At 65.5% G+C, this 21,049-nt stretch carries 18 protein-coding genes; 13 read left to right on the top strand and 5 right to left on the bottom strand.

All coding sequences use genetic code 11. The annotated features are described in order from the left end of the window. From AB3X98_RS01095 to AB3X98_RS01065, 7 genes are all read left to right on the top strand, one after another. Entirely contained in the window at positions 1-831 is an 831-nt protein-coding gene (locus AB3X98_RS01095; RefSeq protein ID WP_069262203.1) for a carbohydrate ABC transporter permease, read from the top strand. A gap of 45 nt (positions 832-876) precedes the next feature. Further along, positions 877-2,007, top strand: coding sequence for a sn-glycerol-3-phosphate ABC transporter ATP-binding protein UgpC (locus AB3X98_RS01090; protein ID WP_342948217.1), 1,131 nt, complete (start codon positions 877-879; stop codon positions 2,005-2,007). A 108-nt stretch (positions 2,008-2,115) separates the two neighbouring features. Further along, the gene (locus tag AB3X98_RS01085; protein WP_368603223.1) at positions 2,116-4,524 is read left to right on the top strand and encodes a glycoside hydrolase family 3 N-terminal domain-containing protein; all 2,409 of its coding nucleotides are present in this window, start codon (positions 2,116-2,118) and stop codon (positions 4,522-4,524) included. Between the two features lie 88 nt (positions 4,525-4,612). Then, complete coding sequence (locus AB3X98_RS01080; RefSeq protein WP_368603222.1) at positions 4,613-5,380, top strand: SDR family NAD(P)-dependent oxidoreductase; 768 nt, start codon at positions 4,613-4,615, stop codon at positions 5,378-5,380. Further along, positions 5,377-6,261 (top strand): SMP-30/gluconolactonase/LRE family protein, encoded by an 885-nt coding sequence (locus tag AB3X98_RS01075; protein WP_368603221.1) that lies wholly within the window; start codon positions 5,377-5,379, stop codon positions 6,259-6,261. Before AB3X98_RS01080 ends, AB3X98_RS01075 begins: the two co-directional genes overlap by 4 nt. Positions 6,262-6,390: 129 nt before the next feature. Next, a complete protein-coding gene (locus tag AB3X98_RS01070) occupies positions 6,391-7,017 on the top strand; it encodes a hypothetical protein (protein ID WP_368603220.1) in 627 nt (208 codons plus the stop codon). Between the two features lie 182 nt (positions 7,018-7,199). Next, positions 7,200-7,538: a type II toxin-antitoxin system RelE/ParE family toxin gene (locus tag AB3X98_RS01065; RefSeq protein ID WP_368603219.1), complete on the top strand. Its 339-nt coding sequence runs from the start codon at positions 7,200-7,202 to the stop codon at positions 7,536-7,538. A 60-nt stretch (positions 7,539-7,598) separates the two neighbouring features. On the opposite strand, the gene AB3X98_RS01060 is transcribed toward AB3X98_RS01065, so the two are convergent. Continuing rightward, entirely contained in the window at positions 7,599-8,483 is an 885-nt protein-coding gene (locus AB3X98_RS01060) for an amidohydrolase family protein (RefSeq protein WP_368603218.1), read from the bottom strand. A 38-nt stretch (positions 8,484-8,521) separates the two neighbouring features. Beyond that, complete coding sequence (locus AB3X98_RS01055) at positions 8,522-9,019, bottom strand: MarR family winged helix-turn-helix transcriptional regulator (RefSeq protein WP_069262196.1); 498 nt, start codon at positions 9,017-9,019, stop codon at positions 8,522-8,524. A gap of 111 nt (positions 9,020-9,130) precedes the next feature. Here AB3X98_RS01055 and AB3X98_RS01050 point away from each other — a divergent pair, with 111 nt between their 5' ends. The 5 genes from AB3X98_RS01050 to mhpT all read left to right on the top strand — a co-directional run bounded on the left by AB3X98_RS01050 (position 9,131) and on the right by mhpT (position 16,453). Beyond that, entirely contained in the window at positions 9,131-9,958 is an 828-nt protein-coding gene (locus AB3X98_RS01050; RefSeq protein ID WP_069262195.1) for a p-hydroxycinnamoyl CoA hydratase/lyase, read from the top strand. A 35-nt stretch (positions 9,959-9,993) separates the two neighbouring features. Then, positions 9,994-11,445, top strand: coding sequence for an aldehyde dehydrogenase (locus tag AB3X98_RS01045; protein WP_368603217.1), 1,452 nt, complete (start codon positions 9,994-9,996; stop codon positions 11,443-11,445). Positions 11,446-11,530: 85 nt separating this feature from the next. Continuing rightward, positions 11,531-13,435 carry a feruloyl-CoA synthase gene (locus tag AB3X98_RS01040; RefSeq protein ID WP_368603216.1) on the top strand — a complete coding sequence of 635 codons (1,905 nt, stop codon included), beginning with the start codon at positions 11,531-11,533 and terminating at the stop codon, positions 13,433-13,435. 12 nt (positions 13,436-13,447) lie between these two features. After that, the gene (locus AB3X98_RS01035; RefSeq protein ID WP_368603215.1) at positions 13,448-15,136 is read left to right on the top strand and encodes an acyl-CoA dehydrogenase C-terminal domain-containing protein; all 1,689 of its coding nucleotides are present in this window, start codon (positions 13,448-13,450) and stop codon (positions 15,134-15,136) included. 87 nt (positions 15,137-15,223) lie between these two features. Continuing rightward, positions 15,224-16,453, top strand: coding sequence for a 3-(3-hydroxy-phenyl)propionate transporter MhpT (mhpT, locus tag AB3X98_RS01030; protein ID WP_368603214.1), 1,230 nt, complete (start codon positions 15,224-15,226; stop codon positions 16,451-16,453). A gap of 19 nt (positions 16,454-16,472) precedes the next feature. Here mhpT and AB3X98_RS01025 read toward each other — a convergent pair whose 3' ends face one another. The 3 genes from AB3X98_RS01025 to AB3X98_RS01015 all read right to left on the bottom strand — a co-directional run bounded on the left by AB3X98_RS01025 (position 16,473) and on the right by AB3X98_RS01015 (position 19,422). Further along, a complete protein-coding gene (locus AB3X98_RS01025; RefSeq protein WP_368603213.1) occupies positions 16,473-17,429 on the bottom strand; it encodes a 2Fe-2S iron-sulfur cluster-binding protein in 957 nt (318 codons plus the stop codon). A gap of 64 nt (positions 17,430-17,493) precedes the next feature. Further along, positions 17,494-18,546: a Rieske 2Fe-2S domain-containing protein gene (locus AB3X98_RS01020; protein ID WP_368603212.1), complete on the bottom strand. Its 1,053-nt coding sequence runs from the start codon at positions 18,544-18,546 to the stop codon at positions 17,494-17,496. A gap of 105 nt (positions 18,547-18,651) precedes the next feature. After that, positions 18,652-19,422: a GntR family transcriptional regulator gene (locus AB3X98_RS01015; RefSeq protein WP_254355476.1), complete on the bottom strand. Its 771-nt coding sequence runs from the start codon at positions 19,420-19,422 to the stop codon at positions 18,652-18,654. 274 nt (positions 19,423-19,696) lie between these two features. Between AB3X98_RS01015 and AB3X98_RS01010 the strand changes: the two genes are divergently transcribed. After that, positions 19,697-20,974: an MFS transporter gene (locus AB3X98_RS01010; RefSeq protein ID WP_368603211.1), complete on the top strand. Its 1,278-nt coding sequence runs from the start codon at positions 19,697-19,699 to the stop codon at positions 20,972-20,974. Positions 20,975-21,049 lie beyond the last annotated feature (75 nt).

The raw sequence follows: 21,049 nt of genomic DNA, 5'->3' as shown, positions 1-21,049 counted from the left end.
ATGATCAAGAAATTCCGCTTTCCCCGTGTGACGATTCCGATCCTCGCGCTGATCTGGCTGGCCGTCACCACGGTGCCGTTCATCTTCATGGTGGTGTCGAGCGTCAAGAGCCAGGAAGAGACCTTCACGACTTCCGTGTGGGCGCCGCCGAGCCACCTTTATTGGGGCAATTACGCGGCCGTGCTGAAGGGGCCGTTCTTCACATATTTCCGCAACAGCCTGTTCACGGTGGGCGTGTCGGTCGCGCTGATCGTCGTCATCAGCGCGATGGCGGCCTATGTGTTTGCGCGCATGCGCTTCAGGCTGAACAAGCTGCTCTTCGGTCTCGTGGTGGCGGGCATGATCGTGCCGCTGCATGCGACGCTGGTGCCGATCTACCTGCTTACGCGCAACCTCGGTCTTTACGATACGCAGTTCGCGCTGCTCGGCCCCTACGTGGCGCTCAGCCTGCCGGTGTCGATCTTCATCCTGACCGAGTTCATGCGGCAGATTCCGCGCGAGCTCGAAGAAGCCGCGCAGCTCGACGGCTGTAGCCCGTTCCGCATTTTCTGGCGCATTTTCTTCCCGCTTTCGGGACCGGGGCTCGCCACGGTGGCGATCTTCAACGGCATTGGTCTCTGGAACGAGTTCATCTTCGCGTACATGCTCACGTCGACGTCTGAGCACCGTACGCTGCCCCTCGCGATCTGGGACTTCATGGGGCAATACGCGTCGAACATACCCTCGATGCTTTCCGTTCTCGTGCTCACGTCGTTGCCGTTGATCGTCGCTTACGCGTTCGGTCAGGAGCGCGTGATCAAGGGGATGATGGCCGGCTCGCTCAAGGGCTGATTCAGGTCTGATTCGCACCGCTAACCGAACTTCGCATAAAACGATATGGCAAGCATTTCCCTCAACAACGTACAGAAGGCCTACGCGAGCGGCAACGCGGTGATCCGCGACGCCAACCTCGAAGTCGGCAAGAACGAGTTCTGCGTGTTCCTCGGCCCGTCGGGCTGCGGCAAGTCCACGCTGCTGCGCATGATCGCCGGACTCGAATCGATCACCGACGGCGAACTGCGCATCGACGGTGAACGCATGAACGAGGTCGAACCCGCGAAGCGCAAGGTCGCGATGGTGTTCCAGAACTACGCGCTTTATCCGCATATGAGCGTGTACGAGAACATGGCATTCGGTCTGCGTCAGGCGAAAATCGACAAGGCCGTCATCGACAAGAAGGTGCGCAGCGCGGCTGCCGCACTGCAGCTCGATAGCTATCTCGAACGCCGCCCCGCAGCGCTTTCGGGCGGCCAGCGCCAGCGCGTGGCGATCGGGCGCGCGATCGTGCGCGAGCCGGGCGTGTTCCTGTTCGACGAGCCGCTTTCGAACCTCGATGCGGCGCTGCGCGTGCAGACGCGTACCGAAATCGCGCGTCTGCATCGCGAGTTCAGCGAGGCGAGCGCCGTGTATGTGACGCACGATCAGGTGGAAGCCATGGCGCTGGCCGATCGCATCGTGCTCCTGCAGGCCGGCGATCACATGGAGCGCCACGGCAGCGTCGCGCAGGTGGGGGCGCCCCTCGATCTGTATCACCATCCGAAGAGCCGGTTCGTCGCGGGCTTCATCGGCTCGCCGAAAATGAACTTCTTCGCAGGCACGGTGGTGGGTGGCGACGATGGCGGCGTGGACATCGACCTGCAAAGCGGCGAGCGCGTGCGTGCGCGCGTGGACGGCTCGCGTGCGCGCGCCGGCATGAAGGTGACGCTCGGTGTGCGTCCGGAGCATCTGCGTGTGGCCGGCGATGCACGCAACGAACAGACGCTGGCGTGCCGCGTGAAGCTCGTCGAGCACATGGGCGAGCACAGCTACATCCACGCAACGCAGACCGGCTCGGGCGCGGCGACACTGATCGCCAAGGTGCCCGGCGACAGCGCGTTGACGCACGATGAAGTGGTCAAGCTTGCGTTGCCCGCCGAGGCATGCCACGTGTTCGACGATCACGATATGGCGCTGCGTCGTCTCATCTAAGCCGGGCGCCGCTTTCGCCGCGCGCCCGCGCAACGCCATTTTCAAAAGCACAACTAAACGGACGGCGAAACATCAGCGCCGTCTCGTGCAATACCAGGGAGTGAAGCAATGTCGCTTGAACACACCACAGAGATTCCGCTTTACCGCCGCTCCGACGCACCGACCGCGCAGCGCGTGGCGGATCTGCTCGCGCGCATGACGCTCGATGAAAAAATTGCCCAGCTTCACGCCGCGTGGCTGGTGCTTTCGGCCGACGGCGAGCACAAGGCGCGCAGTATCGACTTCGCGCAAAGCGCCAACAGCCTCACGGTGAACCAGATTCTCGAACACGGTCTTGGACAGATCACGCGTCCGCTCGGCACCCACACGGTCGATCCCAAAGAGGGCGTGCGCGCGCTCAACGAACTGCAGCGCAAGATGGTCGAAGATACGCGCCTGGGTATTCCCGTCATGTCGCACGAGGAATGTCTCGTGGGCCTGATGATCAAGGACGCCACGCTGTTTCCCTCGCCGCTGAACTACGCGGCGACGTGGAACCCGGATCTCGTGGGCGAAGTGGGGCGCGTCATCGGCGAGCAGGCACGCTCGATCGGCTGCCACCAGGGCCTGGCGCCCGTACTCGACGTGTCGCGCGATCCGCGCTGGGGCCGCACCGAAGAAACGCTCGGCGAAGATCCGTATCTGGTGGGCGTGCTCGCGTGTCACTACGTGAACGGTCTGCAAGGCGAGCGCCGCGACGTGCTCGCCACGCTCAAGCATTTCGTCGGCCACTCCGCGAGCGAAGGCGCCCGCAATCATGCGCCCGTGCACGTCGGACCGCGCGAGTTGAACGACGTGTTTCTGCTGCCGTTCGAAATGGCGGTCAAACTCGCGCACGCGGGCTCGATCATGCCGGCGTACCACGATATCGACGGCGTGCCCTGCCATGCGGACCGCACGCTGCTGCACGATACGCTGCGCGAAAAGTGGGGTTTCGAGGGGCTCGTCGTTGCGGACTATGCTGCCGTCGACCTGCTCTACAGCCATCACGCGGTGGCGCACGACAGCGCGTCGGCGGCGGCGCTCGCGTTCAATTCGGGACTCGACGTCGAGTTGCCGGGGCACGAGTGTGCGGTCCATCTGAAAGAAGCGCTCGATCGCGGCGAGATCACCGAAGCGACGATCGACACCGCGGTGTCGCGCGTGCTGAGCACCAAGTTCCGCCTTGGCCTGTTCGAGAATCCGTATGTGGATGCCGAGCGCGTGGATGTGAAGGGCACGGCGGCGGCCGATACGGCTTATCAGGTCGCGCTCGAATCGGCGGTGCTGCTGCGCAATGAAGGCGGCGTGCTGCCGTTGAACGCCAATGGCGCGCAAACAATCGCGGTGATCGGCCCGACCGCCGACGACCCGCTCGCGCTGCTCGCCGGCTACAGCTTTCCGGTGCACCTCATCAACTCGGGCGAGCAGTCTGTCGCGTCGATCGCCACGCCGCTGGGCGCACTGCGCGCGCTGCTGGGCGAGTCGCGCGTGCTGCATGCCAAGGGTTGCGACATCATCAAGACCCGCCGTGCGGGTGCGCCGGTTTTCCCGGGCGACGTGTCGCTCGACCTGAGCGCCGCCGCCAACCGCGACGAACTGATCAGCAAGGACACCGATGCGATTCCCGACGCGGTCGATGCTGCGGGAAAAGCGGACGTGGCCGTCGTATTCGTCGGCGATCTGGCGGGCTTGTTCCAGTCCGGTACGGTGGGCGAAGGCTCCGATACGGACAGCCTGGAACTCCCGGGCGTGCAGTTGCAGATGCTCGAGGCCGTGGTCGAGAGCGGCACGCCTACGGTCGTCGTGATGACGGGCGGCCGCCCGTACAACCTCGGCGGCCTCGAAGATCGCATCGCCGCGCAGATCATGGCGTTTGCGCCGGGCGAGCGCGGCGCCGAGGCGCTTGCCGATCTGCTGGCGGGTCGCGCCGGGTTCAGCGGCCGTCTGCCGCTCTCCGTGCCGAAGAGCGCAGGGGCGGTGCCGTATGTGTACAACCATCGCCTCAAGAGCGCGGGCACGCCGATCGCCTACCACTTCGGCAGCCGCTATCCGTTTGGTTTCGGCCTCGGCTACACGCAGTTCCGTTACGGCGATCTCGCGGTGGCGCAACACGAAGTCCCGCTCGAAGACGGCACCGTCGAACTGAGCTTCACGGTCGAGAACACCGGCTCGCGCGACGGCACGGAGATCGTGCAGATCTACGTGCGCGACCAGCATGCTTCGACGGCGCGGCCGGTACGCGAACTCAAGGCGTTCGCTCGTGTGCCGCTCGCGGCAGGCGCGCTCACTCGCGTGAACGTGAAGCTGCCCGTCGATATGTTCAATTTCACCGACGCACGCGGTGAGCGCATCGTCGAGCCGGGCAAATTCGATCTGATGGTGGGCAGTTCGAGCCGCGATATCCATCTGAGCGGCACGGTCACGGTGGTGGGCAATGCCGCGCGCACGCTCCCGCGCGACTGGCGCATGCTGAGCGCCGTCGAAGTCGTCTCGTAAGCGAAAGGGAAGCGGCAGGTCAGGGCGGCGAGCCATTTGCGGCTCGCCGCCCTGTTTGGGTTCTGACAAGTCAACACTGGAATATTTGATGTCGTACGCAATCTATCCGAGCCTGGCGGACAAAACCGTCGTTATCACCGGCGGCGGCAGCGGGATCGGAGCCGCGGTCGTGGAGGCATTCGCGCAGCAGGGCGCGCGCGTGTTTTTCCTCGATGTGGCCGAAGACGATTCGCTCGCTCTTCAGGAAAAGCTTCGCGGTGCGAAGCATCCGCCGCTGTTCAAGCGCTGCGACCTGTGCAGCGTGGACGCGATCGAAAGCGTGTTCGCGTCGATCGTCGATGCCGCGGGCCCGATCGACGTGCTCGTGAACAACGCGGGCAACGACGACCGCCATGATGTTGGCGAGTTGACCGCGAGTTACTGGGACGGGCGCATCGCCGTCAACCTGCGCCATCAGTTCTTCTGCGCGCAGGCCGCGGCGCGGGGCATGCGCCAGGCGGGGCGCGGCGTGATCCTGAACTTCGGTTCGGTGTCGTGGCACGTCGCGTTGCCGAACCTGCCGATCTACCTGACCGCCAAGGCCGGCATCGAAGGTTTGACGCGCGGCCTCGCGCGCGACCTGGGCGGCGCGGGTATTCGCGTGAACTGCATTATCCCGGGCGCCGTGAAGACGCCGCGGCAGATGAACCTGTGGCAAACGCCGGAGAGCGAGGCGAAAGTCGTCGCGGGGCAGTGTCTGCAGCTGCGCATCGAGCCCGAGCACGTGGCCCGCATGGCCTTGTTCCTCGCATCCGACGACGCCTCGCGCTGCTCCGGGCGCGATTACTTCGTCGACGCGGGATGGTACGGAGAATGACGATGCCGGCTCCCGTATGCGTATGGCCGATCGGCGCGGAGCTGGCCGAGGGACCGCTCTGGCAGGCCGCGGAAAACGCGGTCTATTTCGTCGATATCAAGGGCCGCCGGATTCATCGCTTCGTGGTCACGACCGGGGAGCGCACGACGTGGTACGCGCCCGACCAGGTCGGCTTCATCGCGCCGCTGGGCGACCGGGCTTTCGTGTGCGGCCTGCCTGACGGCCTGTATCGTTTCGACGCCGTGAGCGGGGAATTCGACAAGCTGGTCGATGTCGAGCCGCATCTGCCGGGCAATCGCCTCAACGACGGTTTCGCCGATGCGCGCGGGCGCCTATGGTTCGGCTCGATGGACGACGCCGAGCAAGCGCCGAGCGGCACGCTGTATCGCGTGGACGCAGGCGCGGTGGTGAGCACGCAGGACAGCGGCTACGTGATCACCAACGGCCCGGCCATGAGTCCGGACGGCCGCACGCTCTATCACAACGACACGATGCGTCGCGTCGTGTATGCGTTCGATGTTGCCATTGACGGCACGCTGTCGGGCAAGCGCGTCTTCACCGCCATTGCCGGCGACGGGTACCCGGACGGCATGGCCGTGGACGCAGAGGGCTACGTGTGGGTCGCACTGTTCGGCGGCTGGCGCATCGACCGTTATTCGCCCGAAGGCGAACTGGCCGGCCAGATCGCGTTTCCGTGCGCAAATATCACGAAACTCGCGTTCGGCGGGGACGATCTGCAGACCGTGTACGTTTCCACCGCGTGGAAGGGGCTCACGGCAGCCGAGCGCGAGAAGCAGCCGCTGGCGGGCGGCCTGTTCACGTTCCGCTCGCCGGTGCCGGGGCAGGCGCCGGGAAGCTGTGCGGCGGCCTTCGCACGGTAGGGAGCCTCGACCCTATAGGACCAAAGTCCGATGGTCGGGGCGTCCTGCAGTGTTAGGCTCCGAGAACACACGCCATGGTCCCGGACCGGCGCAGCAAGCGTGGCACCTGATCGTTTCAAGGGGACTACCATGCTCTACCGATCGAATACGCGCATTGCGTTCGCGCGCTGCCTGGCGCTCTCAGTCGCAGCATGCGGCTTCTTTGCGGCCTCGGTACCCCTGTGCCGCGCGGCTGACGAGGACGCCTCTGCTGCCTCGGAGGCCATGCCAGCCGGGGCCTCCGTCGACACGGAAAGCGGCACCATCAGTTTGATCGATCAGAAGAATGCACTCATCGTCGTGACCGTGCCGGGTCACGACGACCTGAGCTTCAATGTGAAAGATCACCCCGATGTGCTTAAGGTCATCCGGGTCGGCGACAAGCTGACGACCCACTACATGGAGCCGTACGTCACCGGATTGACGCCGGCCGAGGGCGCGGCGGTGACGCGCCTGACCCACACGGCAAAGGTGACCCAGCACTCCTCCGGCGCCGACCAGGAAAACTTCCAGGTACTCCGGGTCTTCAGCGGCGTGGCGCAGGTCACCGGCGTCGACCGCAAGCTCAACCTCCTGACCGTCGTCGACAAGTCCGGCACGGCCCGTTCCATTCGGGTCAGCCGCCCGGATCTGATCGAAGTGATGCAGTCCCTCAAGCACCATAGCCACGTGCGGATCAAGTACGAATCCGAGATGACGATCATCGTCGCCCGTTAGCGGATACGCTGTGGGGGGCGCCCGTTTCTTCCGGCCCTAAAAGGTGGTGCGTGCAATCGGACCGATAATTCTCGCCGATCACGTGAAGCCAATCAGCTACCTCAAGAGTGAAGCCGCGCAAATCGTCAAGGATCTGACCGATTCAGGGGAGCCGCTCATCATCACGCGGAAACGCTTCGCTAGTGCAGGCCCCGCTGCTGACGTACCGCGTCCTGCCGACCGCGCGGATCGGTATCGATGAGCTGAGAAGCTACATCGTCCGCGCATCCGGATGGGAGACCTGGCGTCAGACGTCGGCTCAACTCCAGGACACCATTGCGCAGACCCGCGAGTTCCCGGAGAGCGGCCATGCGCCTGCCGAACTCGATGGCTTTGTCGACGACACTTTTCGACAGATGTTTTCGGGCAAGAACCGGATCATCTATCAGGTCCGCGACGACACCGTTTTTATTCACCTCGTGATCGACACGCGACGCGACCTGCAAGCGCTTCTCCATAGAATCGTGCTCCGCTTGATGTAAATTGCATGGGCGCAGCGTATCGAATACCGTGGCCGTGTCTCGCCGGGCGCGCCGCTTTCTTCAGGTTTTCGCGCCGAGATCCAGCAGCCGTACCGCATTCTCCTTGAGGATCAACGGGCGCACTTCCGGCTTGATGTCGAGCGTATCGAAATCCGCGAGCCAGCGATCCGGACGGATCAAGGGAAAGTCGGAAGCGAACAGCACTCGCTCGCGCAACAGCGTATTCGCGTACTTCACCAGTTCCGGCGAGAAGTATTTCGGCGACCAGCCCGACAGGTCGATATACACGTTGGGCTTGTGCAGCGCGATGGAAAGCGCCTGCTCCTGCCACGGCCAGGAGGGATGCGCGATCACGATCTTCATGTCGGGGAAATCGGCGGCCACGTCGTCGAGATAGATCGGCTCCGAGTACTTCAGACGCAACCCGCCGCCGCCGCGCATGCCCGAACCCATGCCCGAGTGGCCGCTATGAAACACCGCGGGCAGGCCATATTCGGCAATCACTTCGTAGAGCGGGTAAGCCAGCCGGTCGTTGGCGAAAAAGCCCTGCATGGTGGGATGAAACTTGAAGCCGCGCACGCCATGCGCCTCGATCAGCCGCCGCGCCTCGCGCGCGCCGAACTCGCCCTTGTGCGGGTCGATGCTGGCGAACGCGATCATGATGTCGGCGTTCCGCTGCGCGAAGTCGGCGATCTCTTCGTTGTCGATGCGGCGACGCCCGATATTCGCCTCGCAATCCACCGTGAACATCACGAAACCGATGTTGCGCTCGCGGTAGTGCTCGATCGTTTCCGGAATCGTCGGGCGGCGGCCTTGCTTCAATACGGTGCCAAAATACTTGTCGGCGGCGTCGTCGAACTCCTTCGCGAAGAGGTCGGGCGGCTGGCAGCACGACACTTCGGCGTGGACGTGCGTGTCGATCGCAACGAGCTGGTCGATGTTCAAAGGCGTCTCCTCCTTATTGTCACTCGCCGCACGAGCGCTTAAGCAGCGCGCAGATTGCGCACGCAGGCATGCAGCAGCGCGTGGAGTTTTTCCGCTGTTTCGGTGTCCATATCGTCGAGCATTGCGCCTTCGACGTGGTCGGCGGCGGCGTCGCATTCGCCCAGCAGCGCGTTGCCGGCTTCCGTGAGCGAAAGCAGCACCACGCGGCGGTTCATCGGGTCGGCTTCACGCATGACCCAGCCGTTCGCCTCCATCGTCTTCACGACTTCGTTGGCGGCCTGCGGCGTGATGAACGAGCGCTCGGCGAGTTGCGCATTGGACGAGCGGCCGCGCGCACGCAGCACGGAAAGCGCGGTGTACTGCGGCAGCGTGAGCCCGTGGCGCGCGAGCGCTTCGGTCAGGCGGCGCGACACGACGCGGTCGAGCTGGCCGATCAGGTAGCTCAGGCGCATGGGCGGCACGGCGTGCGGGCTGCCCTCGGCGGCTGGCTGCGCGATTCGGGCGCGCGGCGCAGTGGGTGAAGTTTTCTGGTTCATCGCGTTTTACGGGTTTGTACCGACGAGATCATATTCTACTTTACATATCAGGGAGCCTGATAGTAAATTGATTTCAAGCCGCGAGTGCGGCAGTGTCTACGGAGAGAGAGAATGAGTTACGAAGGTCGCTGGAAAACGGTCAAGGTTGCGGTCGAGGGCGGCATCGGCTGGGTGACGTTCAACCGGCCGGAAAAGCGCAACGCCATGAGCCCGACGCTCAACAAGGAGATGATCGACGTCCTCGAAACGCTCGAGCTCGACGCCGAGGCGCAAGTGCTCGTGCTGACCGGCGAAGGCTCGGCATGGACGGCCGGCATGGACCTGAAGGAATACTTCCGCGAGGTCGATGCGGGCCCCGACGTGCTGCAGGAGCGCATTCGCCGCGACGCGAGCCGCTGGCAATGGCAGCTGCTGCGCATGTATTCGAAGCCGACCATCGCGATGGTGAACGGCTGGTGTTTCGGTGGCGGCTTCTCGCCGCTCGTGGCGTGCGACCTCGCGATTGCTGCGGACGAAGCCACGTTCGGTCTTTCGGAAATCAACTGGGGCATTCCACCGGGCAACCTCGTGAGCAAGGCGATGGCAGATACGGTGGGCCACCGCGAGGCGCTTTACTACATCATGACGGGCGATACGTTCACGGGCCAGCAGGCCGCGAAAATGGGCCTCGTCAACAAGAGCGTGCCGCTCGCGCAGCTGCGCGAGGAAGTGCTCGCGCTTGCCGCGAAACTGCTCGACAAGAACCCGGTCGTGCTGCGCAACGCGAAGCACGGCTTCAAGCGTTCGCGTGAACTGACGTGGGAGCAGAACGAGGACTATCTCTACGCGAAGCTGGACCAGGCCAACCATCGCGACAAGGAAGGCGGCCGCGAGCAGGGCCTCAAGCAGTTCCTCGACGACAAGAGCATCAAGCCGGGCCTGCAGGCATACAAGCGCTAATCGATAGCGGCGCACCAGACAGAGGAGACAACGACATGCATGAAACCCGGCTTCTGATCGGCGGCGAGAAGCGCCGTGCGTCGAACGGCAAGACCTTCGAGCGCATCGATCCGGCCACGCGCGCGGTGGCCACGCGCGCCGCCGCCGCCACGGTGGAAGATGCGGACGCGGCCGTTGCCGCCGCCGCGCACGCCTTCCCGGCCTGGGCCGCGCTCACGCCCACGGAGCGCCGCAAGCGCCTGCTGGCCGCCGCCGAGCGCATGGATGCGCGCACGGCGGACTTCATCGCCATCGGCGCGGCGGAAACGGGCGCAATGGCGAACTGGTACGGTTTCAATGTGATGCTCGCCGCCAACATGCTGCGCGAAGCGGCCGCCATGACCACGCAGATCGACGGCGCGGTGATCCCATCCGACGTGCCCGGCAGCCTCGCGATGGCCGTGCGCCAGCCGTGCGGCGTGGTGCTCGGCATGGCGCCCTGGAACGCACCGGTGATTCTCGCCACGCGTGCGCTCGCCATGCCGCTCGCGTGCGGCAATACAGTGGTCCTGAAGGCATCCGAAGGGTGTCCCGGCGTACATGCGCTGATCGGCGAAGTGCTTAACGAGGCGGGGCTGGGCGAGGGCGTCGTCAACGTGCTCACGCATGCACCGGAAGATGCGCCGGCCATTGTCGAGCGCCTGATCGCCAATCCCGCCGTCAAACGCGTGAACTTCACGGGCTCGACGCGCGTGGGGCGCATCGTCGCCGAACTTTCTGCTCGGCATTTGAAGCCCGCACTGCTCGAACTGGGCGGCAAGGCGCCCGTGCTCGTGCTCGACGATGCCGATCTCGACGCGGCAGTGGAAGGCATAGCGTTCGGCGCGTTCTTCAATCAAGGGCAGATCTGCATGTCGACCGAACGCGTGATCGTCGACCGCAAGATTGCCGATGCGTTCGTCGACAAGCTCGTTGCGAAGGCACGCACGCTGAAGGCCGGCGACCCCACGCAGCCGGGCTCGGTGCTGGGGACTCTGGAGAGCGAAGCATCGGCGCGACGCATACTCGCGCTCGTGGAAGACGCGCGCGAGAAGGGTGCGAAACTGCCGCTGGGCTGCGAGGTGAACGGCGCGATCATGCAGCCTGTGATCGTCGAAAACGTCACGCGCGAGATGAAGCTCTACGCCGACGAATCGTTCGGCCCCGTGGTGACGGTACAGCGTGTGGACAGCGACGAAGAAGCGGTGAAGGTCGCCAACGACAGCGAGTACGGGCTTTCGGCGGCGGTGTTCAGCCGCGATATCGCGCGCGCCATGAACGTGGCGAAGCGCATCGAATCGGGCATCTGCCACATCAACGGGCCGACGGTGCACGACGAAGCGCAAATGCCGTTCGGCGGCGTGAAGGCGAGCGGCTATGGCCGCTTCGGCAGCAAGGCTTCGATCGCCGAATTCACGGACCTGCGCTGGATTACCGTGCAGACCGGCCCGCGCCACTATCCGATCTGAACGCGCGCATCACGACATGAACCACCGGGCCGTCTGCGCCGATCCACCGCGCAGCCTGGCACCGGTCAAGCAAAGGAGACAGGCTTTGGATTCGGAGCCGACCCAAACGCATGCTCGCGCCGTCGTGCAACCGGACTTCGCCGGTTATCGCGCCGTCGCGATCGGCTCGGCCGCGCCGCAGATCGAACGGCGCGGCGACTGCTGGTATTTGCGCTCGAGCGAGGCGCTCGACGACTTCCCCGAACGCGTGACCGACCGGCTCGTGAGCGGCGCGCGCGAGCATCCGGAGCGCTGGCTCGTGGCGCGCCGCGGCGCCGACGGCCAATGGCAGGGCATCAGCTACGCGCAGATGCTCGAACGCGCCCGTGCGATCGGGCAAGCCTTGATCGAGCGAGGCTTGTCGGCGGAGCGCCCGGTCGCGCTGCTTTCGGGCAACGATCTCGAACATCTGCAGATGGCGTTCGGCGCGCTATGGGCCGGCGTGCCCTATGCGCCCATTTCTCCCGCTTATTCGCTCGTCTCCAGCGATTACAACAAGCTGCGGCACACGCTGGGTCTGCTCAATCCCGGCCTCGTATTCGCGGCGGACGGCCCCGCTTTTGCCGCGGCGCTCGACGCCGCGGTGCCCGCCGATATCGAGCGCGTGGTCGTGACGCCGGCTGGCGGCGGCCGCCGCGAGACGCCGTTTTCGACGTTGCTCGAGACGCAGGCGGGCAGCTTCGAAGCCGCGCAGACGCGCGTGAGCGGCGACACCATCGCGAAGTTCCTCTTCACCTCCGGCTCGACGCGCCTGCCGAAGGCCGTGCCCACCACGCATCGCATGCTGTGCAGCAATCAGCAGATGCTGCTGCAGACGTTCCCGCAGTTCGGCATCGAGCCGCCGGTGCTGGTGGACTGGCTGCCGTGGAATCACACCTTCGGCGGCAGCCACAACGTGGGTATCGCGCTCTACAACGGCGGCACGCTCTATATCGACGACGGCAAACCCGTGGCCGGCCGCTTCGAAGAGACGCTGCGCAATTTGCGCGAAATCGCCCCCACGCTCTACTTCAACGTCCCGAAGGGTTGGGAAGAACTGACTGCCGCGCTCGAAACCGACGCGCAGCTGCGCGAGACGTTTTTCTCGCGCGTGAAGATGTATTTCTTCGCGGGCGCGGGGCTCTCGCAGGCGGCGTGGGACCGGCTCGAACGCGTGACGCAGGCCCATTGCGGCGAGCGCATCCGCATCATGGCGGGCCTTGGTATGACCGAGACCGCGCCGTCGTGCCTCTTCACGACCGGCCCGGTGATGGGCGCGGGCTATATCGGCCTGCCCGCGCCGGGCTGCGAGACGCGTCTCGTACCCGTGGACGGCAAGCTCGAAGCGCGCTTTCGCGGCCCGAACGTGATGGGCGGCTACTGGCGCGCGCACGAGGCGGACCGTCACGACGTGTTCGACGAAGAGGGCTACTACCGCACCGGCGACGCCGTGCGCTTCGTCGATGCCGGGCGGCCCGAACTCGGCCTGCTGTTCGACGGACGCATTGCTGAGGATTTCAAGCTCAGCTCCGGCACGTTCGTGAGCGTGGGGCCCATGCGCGCGCGCATCGTCTCGGGCGGCGCACCTTACGTGCAGGACGCGGTGATCGCGGGCATGGACCGCGACGACATCGGCGTGCTGATCTTTCCGCGCCTCGACGAATGCCGCCGGCTCGCGGGGCTCGATGCGAGTGCGCCCGCGCGCGACGTTCTCGACGCGAGCGCCGTGCGCGACTTCTTTGCTGACCTGATGGAGCGGCTGAACCGCGAGGCGACGGGCAGCGCGACCCTCGTCACGCGACTGCACCTGATGGACGCGCCGCCGTCGCTCGATCTGGGCGAGATCACGGATAAAGGGTCGATCAATCAGCGCGTCGTGCTGAGCCAGCGCGCGGCGCTCGTAGACGCGTTGTACGCCGCGCGGGGCACGCAAACGCGCGTGATTTTCGCTCGTCATCTGCAGCACGTTTGAGGAACGGTCACGATGAGTCTCGACTATCAGGTCCCGCTGTGCGACATGCGCTTCGTGATCGACGAATGGATCGAAGCACCCGCATGGTGGCGCAGCGTTCCCGCATGGGCGGACCTCGACAGCGCGACGGCGCAGCAGGTGCTCGAAGAAGCCGCACGTTTCGTGATGGAACGCGTCGCGCCGCTGAATCCGGCGGGCGACCTCGAAGGGTGCCGCTTCGAGGGCGGCGAGGTCTCGATGCCCACGGGCTTTCGCGAGGCGTATGCGGATTTCGTCGCGGCAGGCTGGCCGACGCTCGCGCTCGACGCCGACGCGGGCGGCCAGGGCCTGCCGCAACTGCTCGAAGTCGCACTGCAGGAAATGCTCGCGGCGGCCAACCACGCATGGCTGATGTCGCCCGGCCTCACGCATGGGGCGACGGCGTGTCTGATGGCGCACGGCAGTGATGCGCTGAAGCGCGACTGGCTGCCGAAGATCGCGAGTGGCGAGTGGCTTGCCACGATGTGCCTGACCGAGCCGCAGGCGGGCAGCGATCTCGCGCTGCTGCGCGCGCGAGCGACGCCCGACGCGGCGCACGGCGCCTGGCGCATCGACGGCAGCAAGATCTTCATCACGGGCGGCGAGCACGATCTGACCGACAACATCGTGCACCTCGTGCTCGCGCGTCTGCCCGATGCGCCGGCGGGCACGAAGGGCCTCTCGCTCTTCGTGGTGCCGAAATGGACCTTCGGCGAGACCGGCGAGCGCGTGCGCAACGGCGTGCATTGCGAGGGCATCGAAAAGAAGATGGGCCTCAAGGCGAGCCCGACGTGTTCGATGCGTTTCGAGCACGCGCTGGGCTGGCTGGTGGGCGAGCCGCATCGCGGCCTCGCTTCGATGTTCGTCATGATGAACGCGGCGCGCCTGCAGGTGGCGATGCAGGGTGTGGGCCACGCGCAGCTTGCCTGGCAGCGCGCGCACGCCTACGCGCACGAACGCGTGCAAATGCGCGCCGTGAGTGCGCCTGCGCAATACGAGGGCGAGCCGGCGCAGGCCGCGCCGATCGCGTTTCATCCGGCCATGCGGCGCATCCTGCTCGACTTGCGCGCGACGGTGGAGGGCCAGCGGGCCATCGGCTACTGGATCGGTTACTGGCTCGACGTGGCCGCGCGCCACCCCGATGCGAACGAGCGCCAGGCGGCGGGGCAGCTCGCCTCGCTGCTCACGCCTGTCGCCAAGGCGTTCTTCACCGCCAATGGCTTTGCGGCGGCATCGAGTGCGCTGCAGGTGTTCGGCGGCTACGGCTATATCCACGAATACGGCGTGGAGCAGACGGTGCGCGCGTTGCTTGCGCATGTCACAGCGGACGCCACACGCTGTATCGCTTCCCACGATCCTGCGCTTCACCGTGCAGGCGCACGGCTCGATGCGTTGGTGGCGGACGTGCAGCGCATCACGGGCGAAATCAGGCAGGGCAGCGCAGACGATCGCGAGTTGCCCTACCGCGTGGCCGACGACTATCTCGCGCTTATCGGCTGGCTGCTGCTTGCATTCGCCTGGGCGCGCACGCTGCGCATCGCGATGGATGCCTCGGCCGACGATCCGTTCTATGCCGAAAAGCGCGTCACGGCGCACTACTTCTTCGCTTACCCGCTCATGGCGTTCGATCACCGGCTGCGGCTCATCGAAGCGGGCTGCCGCACTCCGCTGCCCCATGCATGAAATTTTTTTAGCACGTAGGTTAGGTTAACTAACTAGTGACGGTGCGGTGAAAGGCCGCGACATTCCATTACAAAACGAGGAGGCAACGTGTCGTCATCGACTACGCAGGTGAGCGCGCGCACGGCGGCGGGCACCGCATGGGTGTTGGGTTTGTGTCTGATCGTGGCGGTGCTGGAGGGCGTCGATCTTCAGTCGACGGGCGTGGCCGCGCCGCGCATGGCGCGCGAGTTCGGTCTTTCGGTGAGCCAGATGGGGCTCGCGTTCAGTGCGGGCATGCTCGGGCTCCTGCCCGGGGCGATGATCGGCGGACGCCTCGCCGACCGCATCGGGCGCAAGCGCGTGCTGCTGCTCTCGATGGTGGCGTTCGGCGTGTTCTCGATCTTCACCGCCCATGTGTGGAGCTTTGCCACGCTGCTGGTGGCGCGCGTCTTGACCGGCGTCGGCCTTGGCGGCGCCATGCCGAACCTGATCGCGCTCTCGGCCGAAGCCGTGGCGCCGCGGCTGCGCAATACGGCGGTCAGCATCATGTATTGCGGCATGCCGCTCGGCGGCGCGCTCGCGGCGCTGATCGGCGTCCTCAGTGCGGGCGACACCGAATGGCGGCATATCTTCTATGCGGGCGGCGTCGGACCGCTCGTGGTCGCGCCGCTGATCCTCGCCTGCCTGCCCGAATCCGCGGCCTATGAAGCGGCCTCGAGCCGCGCGCAGTCCACGCAGAGCGGCCCGCCGCCCACGTGGCGCGTGCTGTTCGGCGACGGCCGCGCCGCGGTGACCGCACAGATCTGGATCAGCTTTTTCTGCACGCTCATCGTGCTGTACTTCCTGCTCAACTGGCTGCCCTCGCTGATCGTGAGCCGGGGCCTCTCGCGCAGCCAGGCCGGCCTCACGCAGATCTTCTTCAACGTGGGCAGCGTGATCGGCGTGCTCGGCATCGGCATGCTGATGGACCGCGTCAGGCCCGGGCGAGTCGTCGCGGCTGTCTATGCCGGCATCGCGATTTCGCTTTTCATGCTCGCGGGCGCGGGCAACCTGTTCTGGATCTCGGTGTCGGTGCTGCTCGCGGGCATGGGCGTGGTGGGCGCGCAGTCGATGCTCTATGCGCTTTCCGCGGCGAGCTACGCGACCGTCATGCGCGGCACCGGCGTGGGCGCGGCAGTGGCGGTGGGCCGCGTAGGGTCGATCGTCGGTCCGCTCGCGGCAGGGCAGTTGCTGGCGGGCGGCGCGAGCGCCACGACGGTGATAGGCGCAAGCGTCCCGGTTACGGTGGTGGCGGCGCTCGCCGCGCTGCTCGCGGTGAAGCGAGCGCGCGAATCCTGATGGGCGCCGCCGCGCCGTATCAGAGGTCGAGCACGAGCATGGGCGAGCGCGAGCGCGAGCAGCACGGCAGCAGCTGGTCGTTGGCGGCGCGCTCCTCGTCGGTCAGGTAGAGATCGCGATGGTCCGGCTCGCCGGACAGCACGCGCGTGATGCAGGTGCCGCATACGCCTTGCTCGCATGAGACCGGCACCTCGACGCCGCCCGCGCGCAACGCTTCGACGATGGTCGTGCCGGCCGGGATGTCGATCACGCGCTGGCAGCTCGCGAGGGTGACCTGGAAGGCGCCGTTCGTGTCCGCGTTCGCGCTCGCGCCTGCTTGGGCCGCGCCGAAGTACTCGCGGTGCACGTTCTGCGCGGGCCACCCCGCGCTGGTTGCGGCTGCGAGCACGGCGTCGATGAAGCCCGCAGGGCCACATACGTAGGCGTGCTTACCGTCGTGCGGAGCGCCAAGCACGCGCGCGAGGTCGATGCGTGCATCGGCGCCTTCGCTGTCGAAATAGAAGTGCGTGTGCTCGGCAAAACCCGCTTCGGCAAGACGCTCGCGAAAGGCGGCGCGCTGTGGGTCGCGCGTGCAGTAGTGCAGTTCGAACGGGCGGCCTTCCTCACGCAACTGCTCGGCCATGGCGATGAGCGGCGTGATGCCGATGCCGCCCGCGAGCAGGATGGTATGCGTGGCTTGTTCGTCCAGCGGGAAATGATTCTTCGGGATGCTGATTTCCAGGTTCGTACCGGCGTCGAGCGCGTGCATCGCAACGGAGCCGCCGCGCGAAGCCGGGTCGCGCAACACGCCGATGCGGTAGGCGCCGTGATCGGAGGGGCGGTTGCAAAGCGAGTACTGGCGCACGAATCCATCCACATGGACGTCGATGTGCGCGCCCGCCGCGAATGCCGGAAGCGGTGCGCCATCGGTGCTCGCCAGTTCGAACTCGCAGATGTCGGTGGCGACGGGAATCTTGCGCAGAAGGGTGACTTTCATGATGCGTTGGGGCAAGGGAAGGAGAGCGGCCGCGCGTGCCCGCGCGACCGTGGCTTTGGTCGAATCAGTCCGCTGCAGCAGTGGCCGTTGCGTTGCGTTCTGCCGCGATCAGCCGGTCGAGCACGCGGCGCGACTGCACGCCGCCGGCGTCGATGTTGAGGCTCAGAATGCGGCGTTCGGGCCACGTGAGCAGATTGCGCTGCTGCGATTCGAGCATCTCGAGATCCTCCGAGAAGATCTTGCCCTGGCCCGTGCGGATCGTTTCGGTGAGCGCGTGATCGTGCACGGCGAAGCTGCGCGCCATGCCCCAGAAGTACCAGATCGACGTTTCGGTTTCCGGCGTAATGAAGTCGACGACGATGCTCGATGCCTTGTCGCGCGTATCGGCGTCATATCCGCCTTTGCCTGCGTGCGCCACGCCCACTTCGATCATCACGTGGCTGGGCGGCGAGAAGTGGCAAATTTGCCAGCGGTCGCAGGGCACGTTGTCGGCGAGGCCGTTGCCGCGCAGCGCTGCGGCCCAGAACGGCGGCGGCATGATGTTCTGCATGTAGCGGCTGGTGGTGACCACGTCGCCGTTGACCGTGGTCTTGGGCGGTGCTTCCTCGATCTCGGGCTGGCCGATGCTCGAGGCGTGCACGTAGGTCTCGTGCGTGAGGTCCATGAGGTTGTCGACCATCAGGCGATAGTCGCACTGGATGTGATACAGGCCGCCGCCATACGCCCACGCGGGATTGTCGGCCCAGTCGAGGTGATGGATCTTCGCCGGGTCGGCTTGCGCCGCATCGCCGGGCCATACCCAAATGAAACCGTAGCGCTCGACCGCGGGATAGCTGCGCACGGACGGAATGCCGCCCACGCGCTGGCACGGCATGCTCACGCATTTGCCGCTGGCGCCCACGGTGAGGCCGTGATAGCCGCACACCAAGTGCCCCTCGCGTACGCTGCCGAGCGAGAGCGGCGCGCCGCGATGCGGGCAGAAGTCTTCGAGCGCGGCGACGCCGCCTTCGGCCGTGCGCCAGAACACCATGCGCTCGCCGCAGATTTGCCGCCCCAGCGGCTTGCCGTCGATTTCATCGGGGGTGCATGCGACATACCATGCGTTTTTCAGGAACATATGTCTCCTCCAGGGCGCCTGGCTGCGCCTTCGTTCAGGGTGAGGGGCGGCACGCATGCCGCCGTTCGAATCAAGCCGTTTAGCGAGCGTGTATACCGCGCGCCACTAGCGCGGATTGCGGCGAATGAGGTTGCCGCCAATCAGCCTCGTCATGGCGCGCTGGTTGTCGAGCACGCGCTTGAGGTTTTGATGGGCGATATGCGAATGCTCGCGCATCAGCGCTTCGGCGCGCGCGCCTTCACGGCTTTCGATCGCTTCGAGCACGGCGCGATGCTGGGCTTGCGCGACGATCAGCGTTTCGCGCGCACGCGGGTCGAGCGACTGCACGACGACGAACGCGCTGGCGGATGCAAACGGCAAGGTGGCGACTTTCTCGATCTGCCGCGCCACCACTTCGCTGTCGGAAGCCGCGGCCAGCAGCCGGTGAAAGCGGCCATTCGCTTCGACATAGCGGGAGAAGGTTTCTTCGCTCAACTCGCCCACGAGCAGTTCGTCGATCTCGTCGATGCAGTCGTGCAGGTCGCGGAACATCGAATGGGTGATGCCGCGCTCGGCGGCAAGGCGCGCAGCCAGCCCTTCGAGCGTGCCGCGCAGTTCGATCGAGTCGCGTATTTCATTTTCCGAAAACGAGCGTACGGCATAGCCGCCGCTCGGAATCGGTTCGAGCAGCCCTTCTTCCTGCAGGCGCATGAGCGCCGCGCGCACCGGCGTGCGCGAGACGCCAAGGCGCTCGACCACGGCCAGTTCGGAAATGCGCTCGCCCGGCGCGAGTTCGCCGCCGAGTATCAGTTCTCGCAGCCCGAGCTGGGCCTTGACGGTTTGCGAAGCGGCGGAGCCGGCGCGCGTGCTGGCGGGGGTGTCGTCGATGCCGTTCATGCGTAAGGAAGTGGTGAAAAGCGAATGGAGGAGCGGCCAGAGACTGCACCACGATGTGTACAGATTGTATACAGCGAATCGATCTATTCAATACAACTGTCGCGAAATACAGGGTAAACGTGGAAAAGTAAGCGGAAAGTAAAGAGAAATTGTGTACAACGAGGGTCTTCTTTGATTGACATCACTAGGTCAGGTTTCCTACGATCTCGCTCGAAGTTCGATAAACGAAGCGGAGTTCGTAATACGAACACGCAAGACAACCAAGGAGACAAACGTGACGAGGCAGGCCCAATCACATCATCCGCACGAACCACACGATCTGAAAAACGAACGCAGGACGCTGGTCCTGCTCGCCATCGGCTTCGGTCTGGTCGGGCTCGATCGCTGGATGATCGCGCCGCTCTTTCCCCACATGAAGAAAGACCTCAACCTGAGCTACCAGCAGCTCGGCCAGTTGATCGGCATTCTCAGCATTGCGTGGGGCGTGTTCTCGATCCTCATGGGCCGCCTGTCCGACCGCATCGGCCGGCGCAAGATCATGATCGCGGCGATGGTGATGTTCTCGCTGCTCTCCAGCTTCTCGGGTTTCGCGACCGGCTTCGCAAGCCTGCTGCTCATTCGCGCGCTGATGGGCGTCGCGGAGGGCGCATTCACGCCCACCAGCGTGGCCTCCGTGGGCGAGGCCTCGCATCCGTCGCGCCGCGGGCGCAACCAGGGGCTGCAGCTCAGCATGTTCGCGCTGATGGGCCTCGGCCTCGCGCCGATCATCGCGACGCAGTTGCTGCGCGTCGTGCCGTCGTGGCACTGGGTGTTCGCGGTTTCCGCGGTGCCGGGCCTCATCGTGGCCGTGCTGATCGCGACGATGTTGCGTGACGCGCCGCAAATCAAGCCGGTGCACGCGGCGGTTGCGCACGCAACGGGCGGCCCGCGCTGGAGCGCGCTCTTCGCCAGCCGCAATGTCGTGCTAGCCATGCTGGCCACGCTGTGCGCGATGGCGGGCATCTTCGTGATCGGCGCGATGGTGCCCAACTATCTCGTGGACTATCTGCATCTCGACACCGCGCAGATGGGCTTTGTCGTGTCGGCGATCGGCTTCGGCGGCTTTCTCGGCGAGTTCGGCCTTGCCAGTCTCTCCGACGTTGCGGGGCGGCGGCTGACCTCGGTCGCGTCGTTCGCGGGCGCGGCGATTTCGCTGTATGTGTTCGCCCGCATCGGCGCGAATCCGTGGATGCTCTTTGCCGTCCTGTTCGTCGTTTCGTTCTTCGCGCTTGGCATGCTGGGCGTCCTCACCGGGCCGATCGCGACTGAAGCGGCGCCGGCGGGTCTCGTCGCCTCGGCCATCGGCATTACTTCGGGTGCCGGCGAGATTTTTGGCGGCGGCATCGCGCCGGCCATTGCCGGTTATGTCGCGCAGCACGACGGCATTCAGTTCACGCTGCAGTTCGCGCTCGGCGGGCTCATTTGCGGCATCTTCGTTTCGATGTTCTTGATCGAAACCGCACCGCGCGCGCTGGCACGCCGGTCGGCTCCGGTCGCACTGCAATCCGACTGATGTTGCAGTGACGGCGCCCCGGCGCCGTTACGGCTTCCCGAAGTTCGACGATTATTTCAATTAATAAGGCATCCG

This window comes from Paraburkholderia sp. BR14312, from assembly GCF_040948675.1.
In the GTDB taxonomy this organism is placed as follows: domain Bacteria; phylum Pseudomonadota; class Gammaproteobacteria; order Burkholderiales; family Burkholderiaceae; genus Paraburkholderia; species Paraburkholderia nodosa_A.
Note: the sequence above shows the minus strand (reverse complement) of the source record. Positions and strands in the feature narration are given on the sequence as shown.